The 16489-nt window shown below is 73.4% G+C and carries 14 protein-coding genes and 1 tRNA gene; 11 read left to right on the top strand and 4 right to left on the bottom strand.

Annotated features, from left to right (window positions below):
- Positions 1-85 precede the first annotated feature (85 nt).
- Positions 86-1177: a glutathione S-transferase family protein gene (locus tag ACTMS2_RS15735; RefSeq protein ID WP_441176036.1), complete on the bottom strand. Its 1092-nt coding sequence runs from the start codon at positions 1175-1177 to the stop codon at positions 86-88.
- A 135-nt stretch (positions 1178-1312) separates the two neighbouring features.
- Between ACTMS2_RS15735 and ACTMS2_RS15730 the strand changes: the two genes are divergently transcribed.
- Complete coding sequence (locus ACTMS2_RS15730) at positions 1313-1747, top strand: ester cyclase (protein WP_357972676.1); 435 nt, start codon at positions 1313-1315, stop codon at positions 1745-1747.
- On the opposite strand, the gene ACTMS2_RS15725 is transcribed toward ACTMS2_RS15730, so the two are convergent.
- Complete coding sequence (locus ACTMS2_RS15725; RefSeq protein WP_441176035.1) at positions 1728-2303, bottom strand: Uma2 family endonuclease; 576 nt, start codon at positions 2301-2303, stop codon at positions 1728-1730. The genes ACTMS2_RS15730 and ACTMS2_RS15725 overlap by 20 nt on opposite strands.
- 93 nt (positions 2304-2396) lie before the next feature.
- On the opposite strand from ACTMS2_RS15725, the gene ACTMS2_RS15720 reads away from it, so the two are divergent.
- The 8 genes from ACTMS2_RS15720 to ACTMS2_RS15685 all read left to right on the top strand — a co-directional run bounded on the left by ACTMS2_RS15720 (position 2397) and on the right by ACTMS2_RS15685 (position 11625).
- Entirely contained in the window at positions 2397-3023 is a 627-nt protein-coding gene (locus ACTMS2_RS15720; RefSeq protein ID WP_334607456.1) for a NuoI/complex I 23 kDa subunit family protein, read from the top strand.
- Positions 3020-3601 (top strand): NADH-quinone oxidoreductase subunit J family protein, encoded by a 582-nt coding sequence (locus ACTMS2_RS15715; RefSeq protein WP_441176034.1) that lies wholly within the window; start codon positions 3020-3022, stop codon positions 3599-3601. The genes ACTMS2_RS15720 and ACTMS2_RS15715 overlap by 4 nt, the downstream gene beginning before the upstream one ends.
- Entirely contained in the window at positions 3598-4062 is a 465-nt protein-coding gene (gene nuoK / locus ACTMS2_RS15710) for an NADH-quinone oxidoreductase subunit NuoK (protein WP_441176033.1), read from the top strand. The genes ACTMS2_RS15715 and nuoK overlap by 4 nt, the downstream gene beginning before the upstream one ends.
- Positions 4059-5999: an NADH-quinone oxidoreductase subunit 5 family protein gene (locus ACTMS2_RS15705; protein ID WP_441176032.1), complete on the top strand. Its 1941-nt coding sequence runs from the start codon at positions 4059-4061 to the stop codon at positions 5997-5999. The genes nuoK and ACTMS2_RS15705 overlap by 4 nt, the downstream gene beginning before the upstream one ends.
- Positions 6000-6054: 55 nt before the next feature.
- Entirely contained in the window at positions 6055-7569 is a 1515-nt protein-coding gene (locus ACTMS2_RS15700) for a complex I subunit 4 family protein (RefSeq protein ID WP_441176031.1), read from the top strand.
- Between the two features lie 43 nt (positions 7570-7612).
- Positions 7613-9178, top strand: a complete 1566-nt coding sequence (locus ACTMS2_RS15695) for an NADH-quinone oxidoreductase subunit N (protein ID WP_441176030.1) — start codon at positions 7613-7615, stop codon at positions 9176-9178.
- Positions 9179-9347: 169 nt separating this feature from the next.
- Positions 9348-10223: a zinc metalloprotease HtpX gene (htpX, locus tag ACTMS2_RS15690; protein WP_441176029.1), complete on the top strand. Its 876-nt coding sequence runs from the start codon at positions 9348-9350 to the stop codon at positions 10221-10223.
- Positions 10224-10365: 142 nt separating this feature from the next.
- Positions 10366-11625 (top strand): MFS transporter, encoded by a 1260-nt coding sequence (locus ACTMS2_RS15685; protein ID WP_441176028.1) that lies wholly within the window; start codon positions 10366-10368, stop codon positions 11623-11625.
- Between the two features lie 239 nt (positions 11626-11864).
- Here ACTMS2_RS15685 and ACTMS2_RS15680 read toward each other — a convergent pair whose 3' ends face one another.
- Positions 11865-12359: a YajQ family cyclic di-GMP-binding protein gene (locus tag ACTMS2_RS15680; protein ID WP_089003198.1), complete on the bottom strand. Its 495-nt coding sequence runs from the start codon at positions 12357-12359 to the stop codon at positions 11865-11867.
- Positions 12360-12507: 148 nt separating this feature from the next.
- Between ACTMS2_RS15680 and ACTMS2_RS15675 the strand changes: the two genes are divergently transcribed.
- Both ACTMS2_RS15675 and ACTMS2_RS15670 read left to right on the top strand, forming a co-directional pair.
- Positions 12508-12591, top strand: a tRNA-Tyr gene (locus ACTMS2_RS15675).
- Positions 12592-12939: 348 nt separating this feature from the next.
- Positions 12940-15672: a hypothetical protein gene (locus ACTMS2_RS15670; RefSeq protein ID WP_441176027.1), complete on the top strand. Its 2733-nt coding sequence runs from the start codon at positions 12940-12942 to the stop codon at positions 15670-15672.
- A gap of 313 nt (positions 15673-15985) precedes the next feature.
- On the opposite strand, the gene ACTMS2_RS15665 is transcribed toward ACTMS2_RS15670, so the two are convergent.
- Positions 15986-16339 carry a hypothetical protein gene (locus tag ACTMS2_RS15665; RefSeq protein WP_441176257.1) on the bottom strand — a complete coding sequence of 118 codons (354 nt, stop codon included), beginning with the start codon at positions 16337-16339 and terminating at the stop codon, positions 15986-15988.
- Positions 16340-16489: the final 150 nt, after the last annotated feature.

Below are 16489 nucleotides of genomic sequence, written 5' to 3'. Positions count from 1 at the left end.
GCCGCCGCCGCGACGGAAGGTGCCACCCGGGCCGCCACGGCACCGCGTACGGGCCGTGGCGGCAGCCGGAGGTGCGTGCCGCCCGTCAGGGCAGCGGGGTGTGGGCGGGGTCGACGCGCTCGGCGGGCGGGGGAGGCGGGGGCGGGGTGCCGTCGCCGAAGGGGCGGCCACCGAGGGCCTCCCGGCCGTGCGGGGTGAGCCAGTTCGCCAGGTCCGGGCCGAGCGGCACCACCCCGGTCGGGTTGATGTCGCGGTGCACCTCGTAGTAGTGCCGCTTGATGTGGTCGAAGTCGATCGTGTCGCCGAAGCCCGGCGTCTGGAACAGGTCCCGGGCGTACGCCCAGAGCACCGGCATCTCGGTCAGCTTGCTCCGGTTGCACTTGAAGTGGCCGTGGTAGACCGGGTCGAAGCGGACCAGGGTGGTGAACAGCCGGATGTCCGCCTCGGTGATGGTGTCCCCGACCAGGTAGCGCTGCCCGGCCAGCCGCTCGCCCAGCCAGTCCAGCCGGTCGAACAGCCGGTGGTACGCCTTCTCGTACGCGGCCTGGTCGCCGGCGAAGCCGCTCCGGTAGACGCCGTTGTTGACGTCCCGGAACAGCACGGCGCTCACCTCGTCGATCTCGTCGCGCAGCCGCTCCGGGTAGAGGTCGGGCGCCCCCTCGCGGTGGTACGCCGTCCACTGGGTGGACAGGTCGAGGCTCATCTGCCCGAAGTCGTTGGTGACCACCTGCCCGGTCGGCACGTCCACGATCGCCGGCACGGTGATGCCCCGTTCGTAGCCGGGAAAGCGGGCGAAGTACGCCTCGGCCAGCCGCTCGATGCCGAGCACCGGGTCGCGCCCGCCCGGGTCGAGGTCGAACGTCCAGCTCCGCTTGTCGTGGGTGGGGCCGGCCACCGCCATCGAGATCGCGTCCTCCAGCCCGAGCAGCCGCCGTACGATGATCAGCCGGTTCGCCCAGGGGCAGGCGCGGCTGACCGCCAGCCGGTACCGGCCGGGCTCCACCGGCCAGCCGTCGCGGGCGTCGGCGGTGATCCGGGTGGCGATGTAGCGCTGGTCGCGGGTGAACTCGCCGCCCGGCTCGACGTACCTGCCGCCGGTCCGCATCAGCACCTCGTCGCCGCTGGTGGCGGTGCCCCCCGCGTCAGCCGTCGTGCCGCCCTCGGTCGTGCCGCCCATGCCCCCACCCCTCCGCCGTCGCCCGTCGCTCGTCCCATCATGGCGGCTGCGCGGACCTCAGGCGCGCCGAGTGCCGACCTGGGCCGTCGCGCCGTCCGACGGTGGCGGGCCGCGGCCGGCGGTTAGGCTGCCGCGATGATCGATGTGGAGGCGGCGGCCCGACGCTTCATCGCCGACGTGTGGAACGGCGCGCGGGAGGAGTCCGCGTACGAGCTGGTGTCGCCGGAGTGCCCGGGGCTGGGCGGGGCCGGCCCGGAGGCGACGCTGGCGTGGCACCGGGAACGCCGCGCCGCCTTCCCGGACCTGCGCTACAAGCTCGTGGACGTGGTGGCTGCCGGGGACCGGGTGGCGGTGCACTGGCGGGCCGCGGGCACCCAGGCCGGGCCGTTCGGGCCGGTGCCGCCGACCGGGCAGGTGGTCAGCTATTCGGGGGCGAGCTTCCTGCGCTTCGACGACGCGGGCCGGATCGTCGACGTGTGGAGCTGCAACGAGCTGTTCCAGCTCCTCCAGCAGTTGGGCGTGGAGATGCTCCCGCCCGCGCCCGGCGGGATCAGCGGGACCGGGGCGTGATCCTGCTTAGCGGGATGTCGATCTCCCACGGCTCCGGGACGAGGATGCCGTCCGTCATCCGGGCCTGCTCGACGTAGACGCGCTTCGCCGGGTCGAGCTTGTGGGCGTGCACGACGATCCCGGACTCGGTCTCGATCCGCCAGAAGTAGGGGATCTCGGCCTCGGCGTAGAGCGCGGGCTTGAGCACCCGGTCGATGCTCCGCGACCCCTCGGAGACGATCTCGACCACCAGCATGACCTCGTGGGGGCGGTAGTGCGACGGGTTGCGCGAGGCCGCGTCCAGCTCCGTGACCAGCACGTCGGGGATGAAGGCCCGGGTGCGGGAGAGCCGCACCTCGACGCCCTGCGTGACGTCGAGGTCGGCGGGGCAGCTCTCCTGGAGAGCCGCACCGAGCATCAGTGCGATCGACTGGTGGAGTCGCGTGAGGGAGGGCGACACGATGAGGTTCCCGCGCAGGAGTTCGTGGCGGCGGCGGCCGTCGTCGGGCAGGCGGTCGAGGTCGTCGACCGTCCACCCGCCCGGTGGCGGATGGTCGCCCTGCAGCGCGGCGGTCATGGCGAGGCCTTTCCGGTGCGTCGTTCTCCCCGCCTCACCGTACCGCCGGCAGACCCCGGGTGGTGGTCGCGCGCGCCGCGGCCACAGGGCAGGATGGTCGGCATGACCGACCGCAGCGAGCGCAGCGAGCCGGGCGGCGCCGGCGGAGACCGTGGCCTGCCGGGCGCGGGCCTGGTGAAGGGGCTCGCGGTCACGTTGAAGACGATGACGCGTCGCTCGACCACCCAGCAGTACCCGGACGTCGCCCCCGAGCTGCCGCCCCGCTCGCGCGGGGTGATCGCGCTGCTGGAGGAGAACTGCACGGTCTGCATGCTGTGCGCCCGGGAGTGTCCGGACTGGTGCATCTACATCGACTCGCACAAGGAGGAGGTGGCGGTGCCCGGCGCCGCCCGCCCCCGCCAACGCAACGTGCTCGACAAGTTCGACATCGACTTCTCACTCTGCATGTACTGCGGCATCTGCGTGGAGGTCTGCCCCTTCGACGCCCTCTACTGGTCGCCGGAGTTCGAGTACTCCGAGTACGACATCAAGGACCTGCTGCACGACAAGGACCACCTCGGGCAGTGGATGGGCACCGTGCCGCCGCCGCCCGCGCACGACCCGAACGGCGAGCCGGCGAAGGAGGAGACCGCCGCCGCGCGCAAGGCCGCGGTTCCGGCCGCGCCCGCCGCCCGTCCCGCCGCCCCGCCCGTACGCCCCGAGCCCGAGGCCGGCGCATGACGGGTGCGGACGTGCTGCTGCTCGCCCTCGGCGCGCTGGCGGTCGGTTCGGGGGTGCTGGTGGTGGCCACCCGCCACCTGGTCCGGGCCGGCCTCTACCTGGTGCTCTGCCTCGGCGCGCTGGCCGGGATGTACCTGGTGCTCACCGCCGAGCTGGTGGCGTGGGTGCAGGTGTTGATCTACGTGGGTGCGGTCGTGGTGCTGCTGCTCTTCGCGGTGATGCTCACCCGCGCCCCGATCGGGGCCTCCGACGACCTGGACCGGCCCGGCTGGGCGGCGGCGTTGGTCGGCGGCGGCACCGGGCTCGGGCTGGCCGCCCTGCTGGTCGACGCGTACCGCTGGACGGCCGTGGAGCTGCCCGAGGCGGGCACCGCGGAACGCCTGGGCGACCAGATCTTCCGCAGCTGGGTGCTGCCCTTCGAGGTGCTCTCGGTGCTGCTGCTGGCCGCCCTGGTCGGCGCCATCGTGATCTCCCGCCCCGACATCGGCCGGCCGAAGGCCGGGGAGCCGGGCCCCGGGGGCTCCGGCACGGCGGTCGGCGGCGGACGTCCGGGCGACGACGGCGGGCGGTCGCGGTGAGGCCCGTCATCCCGTACGTCACGGCCGCCCTGCTGTTCGGCCTCGGCGTCTACGGCGTGCTGCGCCGGCGCAACGCGGTGCTGGTGCTGATGGCCGTCGAGCTGATGCTCAACGCGGTCAACCTGATCCTGGTCACCGCCGACACCACCGTCCGCGCGCAACTGCCGCACGGCGGGCAGGTCTTCGCGCTCTTCGTGATCGTGCTGGCCGCCGCCGAGATCGGGGTCGGCCTGGCCATCGTGCTCCAGCTCTACCGGCTGCGGGCCACCGTCGCCGTCGACGAGGTGCCGCTGGCCGAGCGCCCGCCGCTCGGACGTGCGGCCGAGCCGGCCACCGCCGGAGCCACCGCCGGAGCCACCGCCGGGGCCGGCGCCGGGGCCGGCGCCGGGGGCGAGCTCGGGAGCACCGGCGGGCCGGACACCCGGCCCGGGTCCGCCGACCGCCCGGAGGGGGAGCGGTGAGCACGACCACGCTGCTCGGCGCGCTGCTGCCGGCCGTACCGCTGGTGGCGGGCCTGCTCGGCCTGCTGCTGCCGCCGGCGCCGCGCGCCGCCGACCAGACCGCCGGCGACCGGGCGCGGCGGGTGGCGATCGCGCTCGGCGTGGCGGGGGCGACCGGTGCGCTGGCGCTCGCCGTCGCCCTGCTGGTCACCCTCGACCGGCCCGCCGAGGCGTCCACGACCTGGGTGGACCTGGGCGGGCTGACGGTCAGCCTCGGGGTGCGGCTGGACTCCGCCGCCGCGCTGGTCGCCGTCGCGGTGACCGCGGTGGCGCTGGCCGTGCAGGTCTACTCGATCGGCTACCTGCGCCGGGGCCCGCACGACGACGTCGACACCGACCACCGCTACCCGCCGTACGCGGCGCAGATCAGCCTCTTCACCGCCGCCATGCTGCTGGTGGTGGTCGCCGGCGACCTGATCCTGCTGCTGGTCGGCTGGGAGGTGATGGGCATCTGCTCATACCTGCTCATCGCCCACGACCGCCGGCTGCCGGAGGCCCCGGCCGCCGCGATGAAGGCGTTCCTGGTGACCCGGGTCGGCGACGTCGGTTTCCTGCTCGGCATCGCGCTGCTCGGCGTCTCGGCGGGCAGTTTCCGGATCGCCGACGTGCTCGCCCACGACCACGCCACCGGCACGCTGACCGCCGCCTGCCTGCTGCTGCTCGCCGGGGTGGCCGGCAAGAGCGCCCAGTTCCCGCTGCACACCTGGCTGCCCGACGCGATGGCCGGCCCGACGCCGATCTCGGCGCTGATCCACGCCGCCACCATGGTCGCCGCCGGCGTGTACGCCGTCACCCGGCTCTACCCGCTGTTCGCGGCGACCCCCGTGGCGCTGGCGGTGCTGGGCGTGATGGCCTCGGTCACCCTGCTGCTCGGCGCGTTCGCCGCCACCGCCCAGGACGACCTCAAGCGCGTACTGGCCTGGTCGACGGTCTCCCAGATCGGCTACATGACCGGCGCGCTGGCGGTCGGCTCCACCCCGGCCGCGCTGTTCCACCTGCTCACCCACGCCGCGTTCAAGGCGTTGCTCTTCCTCGCCGCCGGCGCGGTCATCCACGCAGTCGGCACCACGCTGATGTCCCGCATGGGCGGGCTGCGCCGCCGCATGCCGGTCACCTTCTGGTGCACGGTGATCGGGCTCGGGGCGCTCGCCGGGGTGCCGCCGTTGTCGGGCTTCTGGAGCAAGGACGGCGTGCTGACCGTCGCCCAGGAGGCCGCCCTGCACGGCACCGGCCCGGCCCCGTCCTGGGTCGGCTGGCTGGTGTGGCTGGCCGGGCTGGCCGGCGTCGCGGTCACCGCCTGGTACGCCACCCGCCTGCTGCTGCGCACCTTCCTCGGTGAGGCGCGGATGCCGCTGGCCCACCCGCACGACCCGCCCGCCGTGATGCGTTGGCCGCTGCTGCTGCTCGCCGTACCGGCCGCACTGCTGGGTCTCGCCGGCTTCGACTGGGCCTTCGCGCGTCGACTGCTGCTCACGCCCACCGCCAGCGAGCCGGCCGGCGAGCAGGTCCTGATCCACGGCGGCCCGGAGCTGCTGCTGCCGCTGGCGCTGCTGGTCGTCGGGGCGGGGCTCGCCTGGCTGCGCTGGCGGCGGGACCCGGCCGCCGACCCGGCGACCGCGCTGGGTCCGCTGCGGCCGGTCTTCGCCGCCGCGTTCCGGCTCGACGACGTCCAGCGCGCCCTGGTCGTACGCCCGACGAAGGCGCTGGCGCGCGCGGCGCGTACGGCCGACGAGGTGGTGGTGGACGGCGCGGTCGAGGGCAGCGGCCGGGCCGCGCTCGGCCTCGGCGGCGGCCTGGCGGCGCTGCACCGCGCGGCGCTGCCGCGTGCGGCGGTCGGCGTGCTGGCCGGGGCGCTGCTGATCGGCCTCGCGGCCGTCCTGATCGGAGTATCCGCATGAACGCGAGCAGAGGACCAGGTCTGCGAGCCCGGCAGTCGCGAACTGAGGTGGCGCCGTGAGTGGCGTCCGCTTTGGGGAGTTCCTGCTGGTGGCGGTGCTGGCGCTGCCGGCGCTGGGCGCGCTCGCGGTGGCGGCGACGCCCCGGGACCGGGCGGCCCGGGCCCTCGGCACGGCCGTCGCCGCGCTGACCCTGGTGGCCGCCGCGCTGCTCTTCCTCGGCGACCGCTCCTGGGCCACCTACGCGGCCGGCACCCCCGCCGTGCGCCCCTGGCACCGGCTCGACCTGCCCTGGGTGCCCGGCCTCGACCTGCGCTTCCACCTCGGCGTGGACGGCATCTCCTGGCCGTTGGTGGTGCTGACCGCGCTGCTCACGCTGCTGTGCTGCGCGTACACGTTGTGGAAGGTCCCCGACGGCGGCAGCGGGCGGGCCCTGGTGGCCCTGCTGCTGGTCGTCGAGGTCGGCATCCTCGGCACCTTCCTCGCCCTCGACCTCGTGCTCTTCTTCGTCTTCTTCGAGGTCGTCCTGCTCCCGATGTACGCGATCATCGCCGGCTGGGGTGGCGCGGACCGGCGGCGGGCGGCGGCGAAGTTCGCCCTCTACACGCTGTTCGGCTCGGTGCTCCTGCTGGTCGGCGTCTACGTGGTGGTGTCCGCTGCCGGCACGGCCGACGTCGTGGCGCTCACCGGCGGGACGGGGTTGTCCCGGGGCACCCAGCTCGCGGCGTTCACGCTGCTCGCGCTGGCCTTCGCGGTGAAGAGCCCGCTGTGGCCGCTGCACTCCTGGCTGCCCGACGCGCACACCCAGGCACCCACCGTCGGCAGCGTGGTCCTCGCCGGGGTGCTGCTCAAGATGGGCACGTACGGACTGATCCGGATCGCGGTCGGGGTGGCCCCGGAGGGCGCCCGCTGGGCCGCCCCGGTGCTCGGCGTGCTGGCCGTGGCGGCGATCCTGGTCGGGTCGCTGGTCTGCCTCGCGCAGCGGGAGCTGAAGCGGCTGATCGCGTACTCCAGCGTCGGGCACATGGGCTTCGTGCTGCTCGGGGTCGCCACGCTCACCGCCACCGGCATCCAGGCGGCCCTGATCGGCAACGTCGCGCACGGGGTGATCACAGGCCTGCTCTTCTTCCTCGCCGGGGCGGTCAAGGACCGTACGCACACCGGATCGCTGGACGAGCTGTCCGGGCTGCGGGAGACCGCCCCCCGGCTCGCCGGGCTGCTCGGCTTCGCCGCCGTCGCCTCGCTCGGCCTGCCCGGGCTGGCCGGCTTCTGGGGCGAGGCGTTCGCCGTGGTCGCCGCCGTCGAGGTCGGCGGGGCGCTCTGGACCACCCTGGGCGTGCTGGCGGCGATCGGCGGGGCGCTCACCGCCGCGTACCTGCTGCGGCTGCTGCGCCGGGTGACGCACGGGCGGCCCAGCCCGGCGGTCGGGCGGCTGACCCCCGGCCTGGCCGGCGTGGAACTGGTCGCGTGGGTGCCGCTGGTGCTGCTCGCCCTCGCGGTCGGCCTGGCCCCGACCCTGGTGCTCGGCGTCGCGGAGGCACCCGTCGACGCCCTGGTGGAGGTGCTGCGGTGAGGGATCCGGGCCGGCGGGACGGACGGGACGGGGAGGTGCCGCGGTGAGCGTGGTGCAGAGCGTCGACAACGTGGCGCTGCTCCCGGCGTACCTGGCCGCCGGCACGGCCGTGCTGGTGCTGCTGGCCGACCTGCTGGTGGCCCGGGGCCGGGTCACGCTGGCGACGGCCGCCGTCGGTGCGGCGGCCACGGCGCTGGGCACGGTCCTGGTCGGCGCCGGGGGCGAGCGCCGGACGTTCTGCGTCGGCGCCGACTGCTCGTACGTCTTCGGCGGCCGGGCCGCCCTGGTCGCCGTCGTCGTCGCGCTGCTCACCCTCGGCGTGCTGGCCCTGTCCGGCCCGTTGCTGCGGGCGGGGCAGTCGCCGACGGGGGAGTACTGCTTCCTGCTCGCCTGCTCGATGACGGGCGGCGTCGTGCTCGGCGCGGCCGGCGACCTGATCACCCTGATCGTGGCGCTGGAGACGCTCACCCTCCCGCTGTACGTCCTCGTCGGGTTGCGCCGCGACAGCCTGGCCAGCGCCGAGGCGGCCGTCACCTTCTTCGTCGTCAGCGTGGTCGCCACCACGCTGACGCTGCTCGGGGCGGCGCTGCTCTACGCGGCCACCGGCGGGCTGCACCTGGGCCGGATCGGCGCGATCCTCACCGACCGGCCCGACCTGCTGGACCTGCCGCTCACCACCGCCGCCGTGGCGCTGGTGGTGCTGGGGCTGGCGTTCAAGGTGGCGGCGGTGCCGTTCCACGCCTGGGCGCCGACCACCTACGACGGCGCGCCGCTGCCGGTGGCGGCGTACCTGTCCACCGCCTCGAAGCTGGGCGGCGTGGTGGCCCTGCTCGCCGTCGTCCAGTACGCGCTGCCGGCCGACGTGACCGGCCCGGTGCTCGCCCTGCTCGCGGTGCTGACGATGACCGTCGGCAACCTGGTGGCGCTGCGCCAGCGGCGTACGGTCCGGCTGCTCGCCTGGTCCTCGGTCGCCCAGGCCGGCTACATCCTCGCCCCGCTCGGCGCGCTGGCGCTGGCCGCCGGGCGCACCGCCGACGCCCGCACCGCCGCGTACGCGGCCGCCGTCGCGTACGCCGTCTTCTTCGTGGTGCTGGAGCTGGCGGCCTTCGCGGCCGTGGTGGCGCTGCGCCCGGCGGGCGCGGACGGCGGCACCCTCGACGACCTGCGCGGGGCGGCCCGGCGGCACCCGTGGCGGGCGGCGGCGCTCGGACTGGCGCTGGTCGGGCTCGCCGGCCTGCCGCCGGGCCTGGCCGGCCTCTTCGCCAAGGTGACCGTGGTCCGTTCGCTGCTGGACGGGGGCGCGGGCTGGCTCGCCGTGGTGGTGGCCGTGAACGCGGTGATCGGCCTCGCCTACTACCTGCGCCTCACCGCCACCCTGTGGGCCGCGCCGGCCTCCGGGGCGGATGCCCCGGCCCGCACGGCCGACGGCCCGGTCGCCGCGGCGGGGGCGGACGCCAGGCTGGTCGGGGCCGTCCCCGCAGGCGCTGACGCCTCCGCGGGGGCGCCCGTACGGGCCCGGACGGTCGGCGTGGTGCTGGCCGTGGCGACGGTGGCGGCGCTGGTGCTGGGCCTCGCCCCGCAGCTCGTGCTGGACGTCGCCGCCCGCTGACGCGGCGGTCCCGTAGGGGCGGCCTACCCGCCTTGCGGGGCGGTAGTCCCTGCGGGCACTCCGGACATCTCAGGCAACTCTCAGCCATGAGACGGATGGTTGGCGGGTACCGGGTTGTTGGACCGGTCAGCGGATCCCGCGCGATCCGTGCTGCACCGAAGGAGTGATCGTGCACCACAACCGTCTGAAGACCGCCGCGCTGCTCGGCCTGCTCACGTCGCTGATCCTGGCGGTGGGCTACTGGTTCGGCGGCAGTGGCGGCCTGGTCATCGCCGTCGTCGTCTCGCTGCTCATGAACGGCGTCACCTACTTCTACTCCGACAAGCTCGCGCTGCGCTCGATGCGGGCGCAACCGGTCAGCGAGGCACAGTTCCCTGAGCTGTACCGGATGGTCCGCGAGCTGGCCACCGAGGCCGGGCAGCCCATGCCCCGCCTGTACGTGAGCCCGACGTCGCAACCCAACGCGTTCGCCACCGGACGGAACCCGCAGCACGCGGCCGTCTGCGTCACCCAGGGGATCACGGAGATCCTCGACTACCGCGAGCTGCGCGGCGTGATCGGGCACGAGCTGTCGCACGTCTACAACCGGGACATCCTCATCTCCAGCGTGGCGGCCGGTCTGGCCGGCATCATCACCATGCTGGCGAACATCGCCTGGTTCATCCCGCTGGGCGGTGGCGACGACGAGGACTCCCCGAACCCGGCCGTGCTGCTGCTCACCATCATCCTCGGCCCGATCGCGGCCACCGTGATCCAGCTGGCGATCAGCCGCAGCCGGGAGTTCCAGGCGGACGCCTCCGGCGCCCAGCTCACCCGGGACCCGCTGGCCCTGGCGAGCGCCCTGCGGAAGATCCACATGGGTGCCCAGCGCCGGCCGCTGCCGGCCCAGGGGCAGCTCACCAGCACCGCCCACCTGATGATCGCCAACCCGTTCAAGGGCGGCGCCGTGGCGGCGCTCTTCTCCACCCACCCCAAGATGGAAGAGCGGGTCGCCCGGCTGGAGCGGATGGCCGCCAACAGCGGCCCCGTGCAGTTCCAGCGCTGAGGCGCTGATCACCTTTCCGCCCGTGTCCGGTCCGCCGGACACGGGCGGAAAGGCGTGTGAGCGCGTTAACCGTTCCTCTCGCGCCGTCGGCGGCGTTAGGGTCGAAAGGTTCCCCACTCGTTACATCCCCTGGAGGTCGACCGTGGCCGCACTGCGCCAGTACCTGGGCGTCTGGCGGATCCCCGGAGCGCCGATGCTGCTGCTCACCGGCATCCTCGGCAGGCTCGGGATCGGCATGACGCCGCTGGCGCTGCTGCTGGTCGTCGAGCAGGTCACCGGCCGCTACTCATTGGCCGCCGTCGCCGGGGCCATCTACGCCCTCTCCGGCGCCGCGCTCAGCCCCGTGGCGGGCCGGATCGCCGACCGGATCGGCCCCACCCCGGTGCTCGTCGGCACCGCCGTCGCCCACCCGTTCGCCCTGCTCGGCCTGCTCTGGTCCGCCCGCTCCGACGCCGGCAGCCTGGTGCTGGTCTTCGTGGCATCCGGCGTCGCCGGGGCCACCTACCCGCCGCTGACCGCCGCGATCCGCGGCGCCTGGAACGACCTGACCTCGCCGGCGTCCGGCCGGTGGCACCTGCGTAACACCGCCCTCGCCGCCGAGACCACGCTCTTCGAGATCGTCTTCGTGCTCGGCCCGCTGCTGGTCGCCGGCTTCATCCTGTTCGCCGACGCCGGGGCCGCCCTGATCGGCGCCGCCGTGGTGACCCTGGTGGGCACGATGGCGGTGGCCCTCGGCCGCGTGATGCGCGGCTGGCAGCCGCACCCGCGCGAGCACCGCACCACGGGGCTCGGCCCGCTGCGCGTGTCCGGCTTCCCGGCGCTGCTGCTCTGCGTGGCCACCCTCGGCATCGCCTTCGGCGCGGCCGGCGTGACCGTGCCGGCGTTCGCCTCCGCCTACACGTCCGACGACCCCGACAGCCTCGCCGGGGTGCTGCTGGCCGTCTGGGGCGTCGGCAGCGCCGTGGGTGGCTTCTGGTTCGGTGTCCGCAAGCCCGCCCGGAACATGACCCGGCAGTTCTCGCTGCTGCTCGGCGCGGTGGCGGCCAGCTTTGCCGTCTTCGCGGTGATGCCCACCCCGGTGGCGCTGGGCACCGCCCTGGTGATCGGGGGCGCCACGATCGCGCCCGCGCTCACCCTGGAGAACACCCTGGTCGGCCGGGTCGCGCCCACCAGCATGCTGAACGAGGCGTACACCTGGGTGGTGACCATGTCGGTGGGCGCCAGCGCCGCCGGCGGCGCGGTGGCCGGCCTGATCGTCGACCACGGCGGCGGGGTGCCCTGGGCGTTCGTCTTCGCCGGGGCGGCGGTCGCCGTCGGGGCCGGGGTCGCGGCCCTGCCCGCCGGGCCCATCGCCCGCGCGGAGGCCACGGCGGTACGCAGCGAGGAGTTGCTCCCCGCCTGACGTTCCGGCCGGGCTCCCGGGATTTCCGTCGCGTTGGAGGGGTACCACCCGGGCATGTTCGTCTTCTTCTCGAACCGGGTGGGCTGCCTCGGATCCCTGCTGATCAGCGCGATCCTGACGGTCGTGCTGCTGCTCGTCTTCTCCCGCTGAACCGGCGCGGTCCTCTCGACCCGGGGTTGTCAGGGTCGGCCGGCCGCCGCCCGGTCGGTCCCGCCGCGGCAGGACCGACCGGACGCGTGTCAGCGGTAGTTGGTGAACTGGAGGGCGACGCCGAAGTCCTCGCCCTTGAGCAGCGCGATGACGGCCTGGAGGTCGTCCCTCTTCTTGCCGGTGACGCGCAGCTGGTCGCCCTGGATCTGGGCCTGGACGCCCTTCGGGCCCTCGTCGCGGATCTTCTTGCTGATGGCCTTCGCCTTGTCCGAGTCGATGCCCTGGATCACCTTGCAGTCGATCTTGAAGATCTTTCCCGACGAGCGGGGGTCGCCGGCGTCCAGCGACTTCAGCGAGATGTTCCGCTTGATCACCTTCTCCTTGAAGACCTCCAGCGCCGCCCGCACCCGCTCCTCGGTCTCCGCCTGGAGGCTGATGGCCTCCTCACCCGACCAGGAGATCTCGGCGCCGGTGCCCCGGAAGTCGAACCGCGTCGCGAGCTCCTTCTCCGCCTGGCGGAGAGCGTTGTCGACCTCCTGGCGGTCGACCTTGCTCACGATGTCGAACGACGGGTTCGCTGCCATGCTCATGCTCCTGCTGTCCGGCGGTCTGTGGTCCTTCGTCCCCCGCTGACCAGCGGTACGACCCCCTGACGGTACCCGGTTGCGCCGGTGCCGGGGGGAGCCGCTATCCTTGCTTCCGCTGCCGCGTTACGGCGCGGTGGGGTGCCCTGGCGGGTTGCCCGAGCGGCCAATGGGAGCGGACTGTAAATCCGTCGCGAAAGCTACAGAGGTTCGAATCCTCTACCCGCCACCAGGAGCACCAACGGCCCCCGACCAGCAGGAATGCTGATCGGGGGCCGTTGTCGTTCGTCCGGCGGAGTCCGGCTGCGTCCAGCCGTCGACGACTGGTCATGGGCGGATCGATCTTCCTCTGAGCGCTCCTCTGGGGCTGCGCCTGTTGGTGTTGGCGGCGCTTGCCGGTCACCACACTGGACAACGCCGCCGCCAGACGCGGCGACCTGACGTTCAATGCAACGGTTCCGGGGCGTCCTCCGTCGCGGTGGCATGCGATCCTCTTCGCGGCTGATAAACGCTACCCGTCAATCTGGGAGACCACGTGCGTAACGCTCCGCGCGCTCGTCAGCGTGCCATGGCGCTGATCATGGCCTCGACACTTGGCTGCGGAACGATCGTGGGGCTCACCGCGGCCCCGGCCACCGCGGCCGCGGGCGCACCCACTGACCTCAAGACCGCCGGCCAGTCGTGCGCCACCGCCGCACCGGGGCCGTACCTGAGCCCGGCCAGGCTCAACGACGCTCAGGCCGTCGTGCTGCGGGGCACCTTCGACCGTACGGGTGCGGGTCCCCATCTCGAGGCCGACTTCCAGGTGTGGGACGTGGCCGACCCGGAGCATCCGCAGCAGTGGCTCCGCACCGTCGGCGAGCAGGGCGAGGTCTACGTCCAGCTCGAAGACGCGGCGAAGCAGCTCGACGGCGTCACGTACGCCTGGCGGGTGCGGGTCCTCGATGGCGCGGCAGCGTCGGCGTGGAGCGACACGTGCCATTTCACCGTCGACCGCAGCGGTGGCCCGGCACCGACCGTCACCTCTGCCGAATATCCCGCAGGCAGCTGGGACGACGCCAGCGGCGCGATCGGCGTCCCCGGCGTGTTCGCGCTGGCCCCGGTCTCCGCCGACACCGTCAGCTACCTTTACCGGTTCGGCTCGGCCGAGCTCGCGGAAGACCCCGTGGAGAGCACGGTGAACGCCGAAGGGCTCGGCGGTCCGGCGACCGTCCGCTGGAGCCCGCGAGCTGCCGGCCACCACTCGCTCATCGTCTACGCCATCGACCGGGCTGGCAACCGGTCAAAGCCGGCCCACTACGAGTTCTACGTCAAGGAGACCCGACCGTCGGTCTTCTCCGCCGCGTACCAGGACTTGGCTCCGGACCTCGACTACAACGTCGGCGTGCCCGGCGCGTTTGAGTTCACCGCCGCCAGGCTCGTTGGCACAGCGTCGTTCGCATGGCGGATCGACGAGGGCGGACCATCGGGAACCGTGCCGGCGGACGCCACCGGAAAGGCGACGGTCATGATCGCTCCGACGCGCGGCGGCTGGCAGACCCTCTACGTGCACAGCGTCGCGCACGACGGCACGGCGCACGCGGACCGCGCCTACCGGTTCATCGTCGACAACGGCCCGACGCTCACCGGGGACACGCGCGGCGACGTGGTCATCGGGTCGTCGCTCGCCTTCCGCCTCGCGCCCCGGATGCCGAACGTCGAGGCGTACGTCTACTGGGCGGAATACTCGAGCCTGGAGCAGCGGCCGATCGAGAAGATCACCGTTCCGGCCCGGCCGGACGGCACTGCCGACGTGACCTGGACGGCCACCGAGACCGGCGTCGCCGGCCTGCGGATCCAGAGCCGGAGCGCCGACGGCACCCTCTCCCATCCGCGCTGGCAACCGATCTCCGTGGACGGAGCGGCACCGACGGTGACCCGCACCGGCGGCACCGACCTGGGCACGCCGGCGACCTTCACGGCCCGCAGCGGAATGGCCGACGTGGTCGACTACGTGGCGACGCTCCACTACGACGAGGCCAGCAACCAGGTCGTCAAGCCGGCCGCCGACGGCACCGCCACCTTCAGCTTCACCCCGACCAGAAGTGGCTACAAGGCCGTCACCGTCATCGCCCGCAACGCCGCCGGCGTGCAGACGGAGTCGGACGGCGTGACCTGGACCGTGACGGACGGGCCCCGGGTCGCCTCGACCGACTTCCCGGCGACCGGCAGCGGTCACCTCGCCCCGGGCACCTTCAGCTTCACACCGCGCATGCCCGGCTCGACCTCGTACCAATGGTGGGTCAGCAACGGGTCTGCCGCGGGCAGCGGCACCGTTGCCGCCGAGGCCGATGGCAGCGCGGCGGTGACCTGGACGCCGCCGGCCGCCGACAGGTACGTCCTGAGCGTCCGCAGCTTCACGGCCGACCGCACCGCCTCCATGGTCACCACGTACAGCTTCACCGTCGAGGGCCCGCTGACGGTGTCGAATCTCAAGGCGACGGGTGGTGTCGGCTCGGCCACGCTGTCCTGGACGCTGCCGTCGATCACGGATCTGGACCAGGTGATCGTGCGAAGTGCCACGGGCCCGACGGCGCCGTCGTCACCAACCGCCGGCACGGCGGTGTACGAGGGCACGGGCAACAGTGCCACGGCGACGGGGTTGGCGCCGGGTACGACGTACACGTTCGCGGTGTGGGTCAAGGACAGCAACGGCAAGCTGTCGGCCGCACCGAGTGTGACCCTGGTCGGCAGCACGACCACGATCGCGGTCAGCGCCACGTCGCTGGCGCACGGGTCGGCGGTGACGGTGTCGGGCGCGGCAGTCCGCGCGGACACCGGTGCGGGTATCGCGGACGCTCCGATGCGGCTCTACGGCAGGCGTAAGGGCACCAGCCAGTGGACGTTGATCACCACGTCGACCACTGACAGCTCAGGCGAGGCGAGCTACAGCCACAAGCCCTCGTGGGGGCTGGACTACAAGTGGCAGCACCGCGGCTCGACGACCCACCTGGGTTCGGAGAGCAGCCTCACGACGGTCTGGGTGAAGACCACCGTCACTGCCACGCTGTCGAAGACGTCCGTGCCCCTCGGCGGCTCGGTCACCCTGTCGGGCAGCGTGTCCCCGGCCCACCCAGGCAGGACGGTGCGCCTGGAGCGTTACGTGGACGGAAGCTGGTCCACGGTGAGCAGCACGGCGTTGTCGTGGACCGGCGGCTACTCGTTCACCATCCAGCCCTCCGCGAAGGGCACCCACCACTACCGGGTTCACATGCCGCCCGACCTCGACCACCTGGCCAGCTACAGCGACACCCGCAGCTTCGAGGTCCACTGACCCGACCTGCGTGGCCCCGCTGCTTCAACGAAGCAGCGGGGCAGGCCGACAGGTCCAGGCGTTGGCGCAAGTACCTCACCCGGTGCCGCCAGCGGTGGTGCTCGTACGCGGTGTCGACGTCGATCTCCGCCACTGCGGTCGGCTCCACCTGGTGGTAGCGCAGCGGCTCGGGCCGGTCGAGCTGCCCGGGTCAGCTCACCAGAAGCGGCTGTGGCCACGGGTGCGCGACGGGGCCGCCTGGCAGCTCGCAGCGCGGCGAGTTGCGGGCGCTACGGCCCCGTCAGTGGATGCGTGCGGCCTCGCCGCCGCTCGGCTACCGGAACTCGTGCACAACCTCGATCGTGCCGACGAGGTGGGCGTTGAACTCGTCGAGTTCCTCGGCTGGCACCCATAGCTCCAGGATCGTGTCGCCACCGGCCTGCCGTACGGGGTAGCGGCTGAGGAAGTCAGTCTCGACGTGGAAGCGGGTCACGTATCCCACGCCGGAGGCGGGCACGTTCCAGTCGCGGGCGATCATGATCGCGTAGTCCTCGTTGAGGACCGGATAGAAGATCGGCTGGTCCGGCAGGCGCGGTGGCCACTTCCGCCATCCCGATTCGCGAACGAGGTCGAGTTCTTCCGGTCCGGTCGGGCGCCACAGCACCGTCGTTCCGCCACCGCTGCCCATCTCGACCTCACCGCTCGCTGTCATGGTGGCTCCGGACAGTACCGGCGGGCCACCGAGGAACACCACCGCATTCGGCTCCCGGGGGACCGGGAGCACGACACCGGCGACCGGGTCAGCTTCGCCGACGCCTATCCGCTGCTGCTGGCCACC

Origin of the sequence: Micromonospora sp. SD12 (genome assembly GCF_052068495.1) — a bacterium.
GTDB lineage: Bacteria > Actinomycetota > Actinomycetes > Mycobacteriales > Micromonosporaceae > Micromonospora > Micromonospora echinofusca.
This window is presented reverse-complemented; position numbering and strand designations above follow the sequence as displayed.

What these genes read in the sequence shown, in the direction of transcription:
- ACTMS2_RS15715 (WP_441176034.1), top strand. Translation starts at nt 3,020, where the DNA reads ATGACGGGTGCGGACGTGCTGCTGCTCGCCCTCGGCGCGCTGGCGGTC.
- ACTMS2_RS15735 (WP_441176036.1), bottom strand. Translation starts at nt 1,177, where the DNA reads ATGGGCGGCACGACCGAGGGCGGCACGACGGCTGACGCGGGGGGCACC.
- ACTMS2_RS15680 (WP_089003198.1), bottom strand. Translation starts at nt 12,359, where the DNA reads ATGGCAGCGAACCCGTCGTTCGACATCGTGAGCAAGGTCGACCGCCAG.
- ACTMS2_RS15720 (WP_334607456.1), top strand. Translation starts at nt 2,397, where the DNA reads ATGGTCGGCATGACCGACCGCAGCGAGCGCAGCGAGCCGGGCGGCGCC.
- ACTMS2_RS15670 (WP_441176027.1), top strand. Translation starts at nt 12,940, where the DNA reads ATGGCCTCGACACTTGGCTGCGGAACGATCGTGGGGCTCACCGCGGCC.
- ACTMS2_RS15725 (WP_441176035.1), bottom strand. Translation starts at nt 2,303, where the DNA reads ATGACCGCCGCGCTGCAGGGCGACCATCCGCCACCGGGCGGGTGGACG.
- ACTMS2_RS15665 (WP_441176257.1), bottom strand. Translation starts at nt 16,339, where the DNA reads ATGGGCAGCGGTGGCGGAACGACGGTGCTGTGGCGCCCGACCGGACCG.
- ACTMS2_RS15730 (WP_357972676.1), top strand. Translation starts at nt 1,313, where the DNA reads ATGATCGATGTGGAGGCGGCGGCCCGACGCTTCATCGCCGACGTGTGG.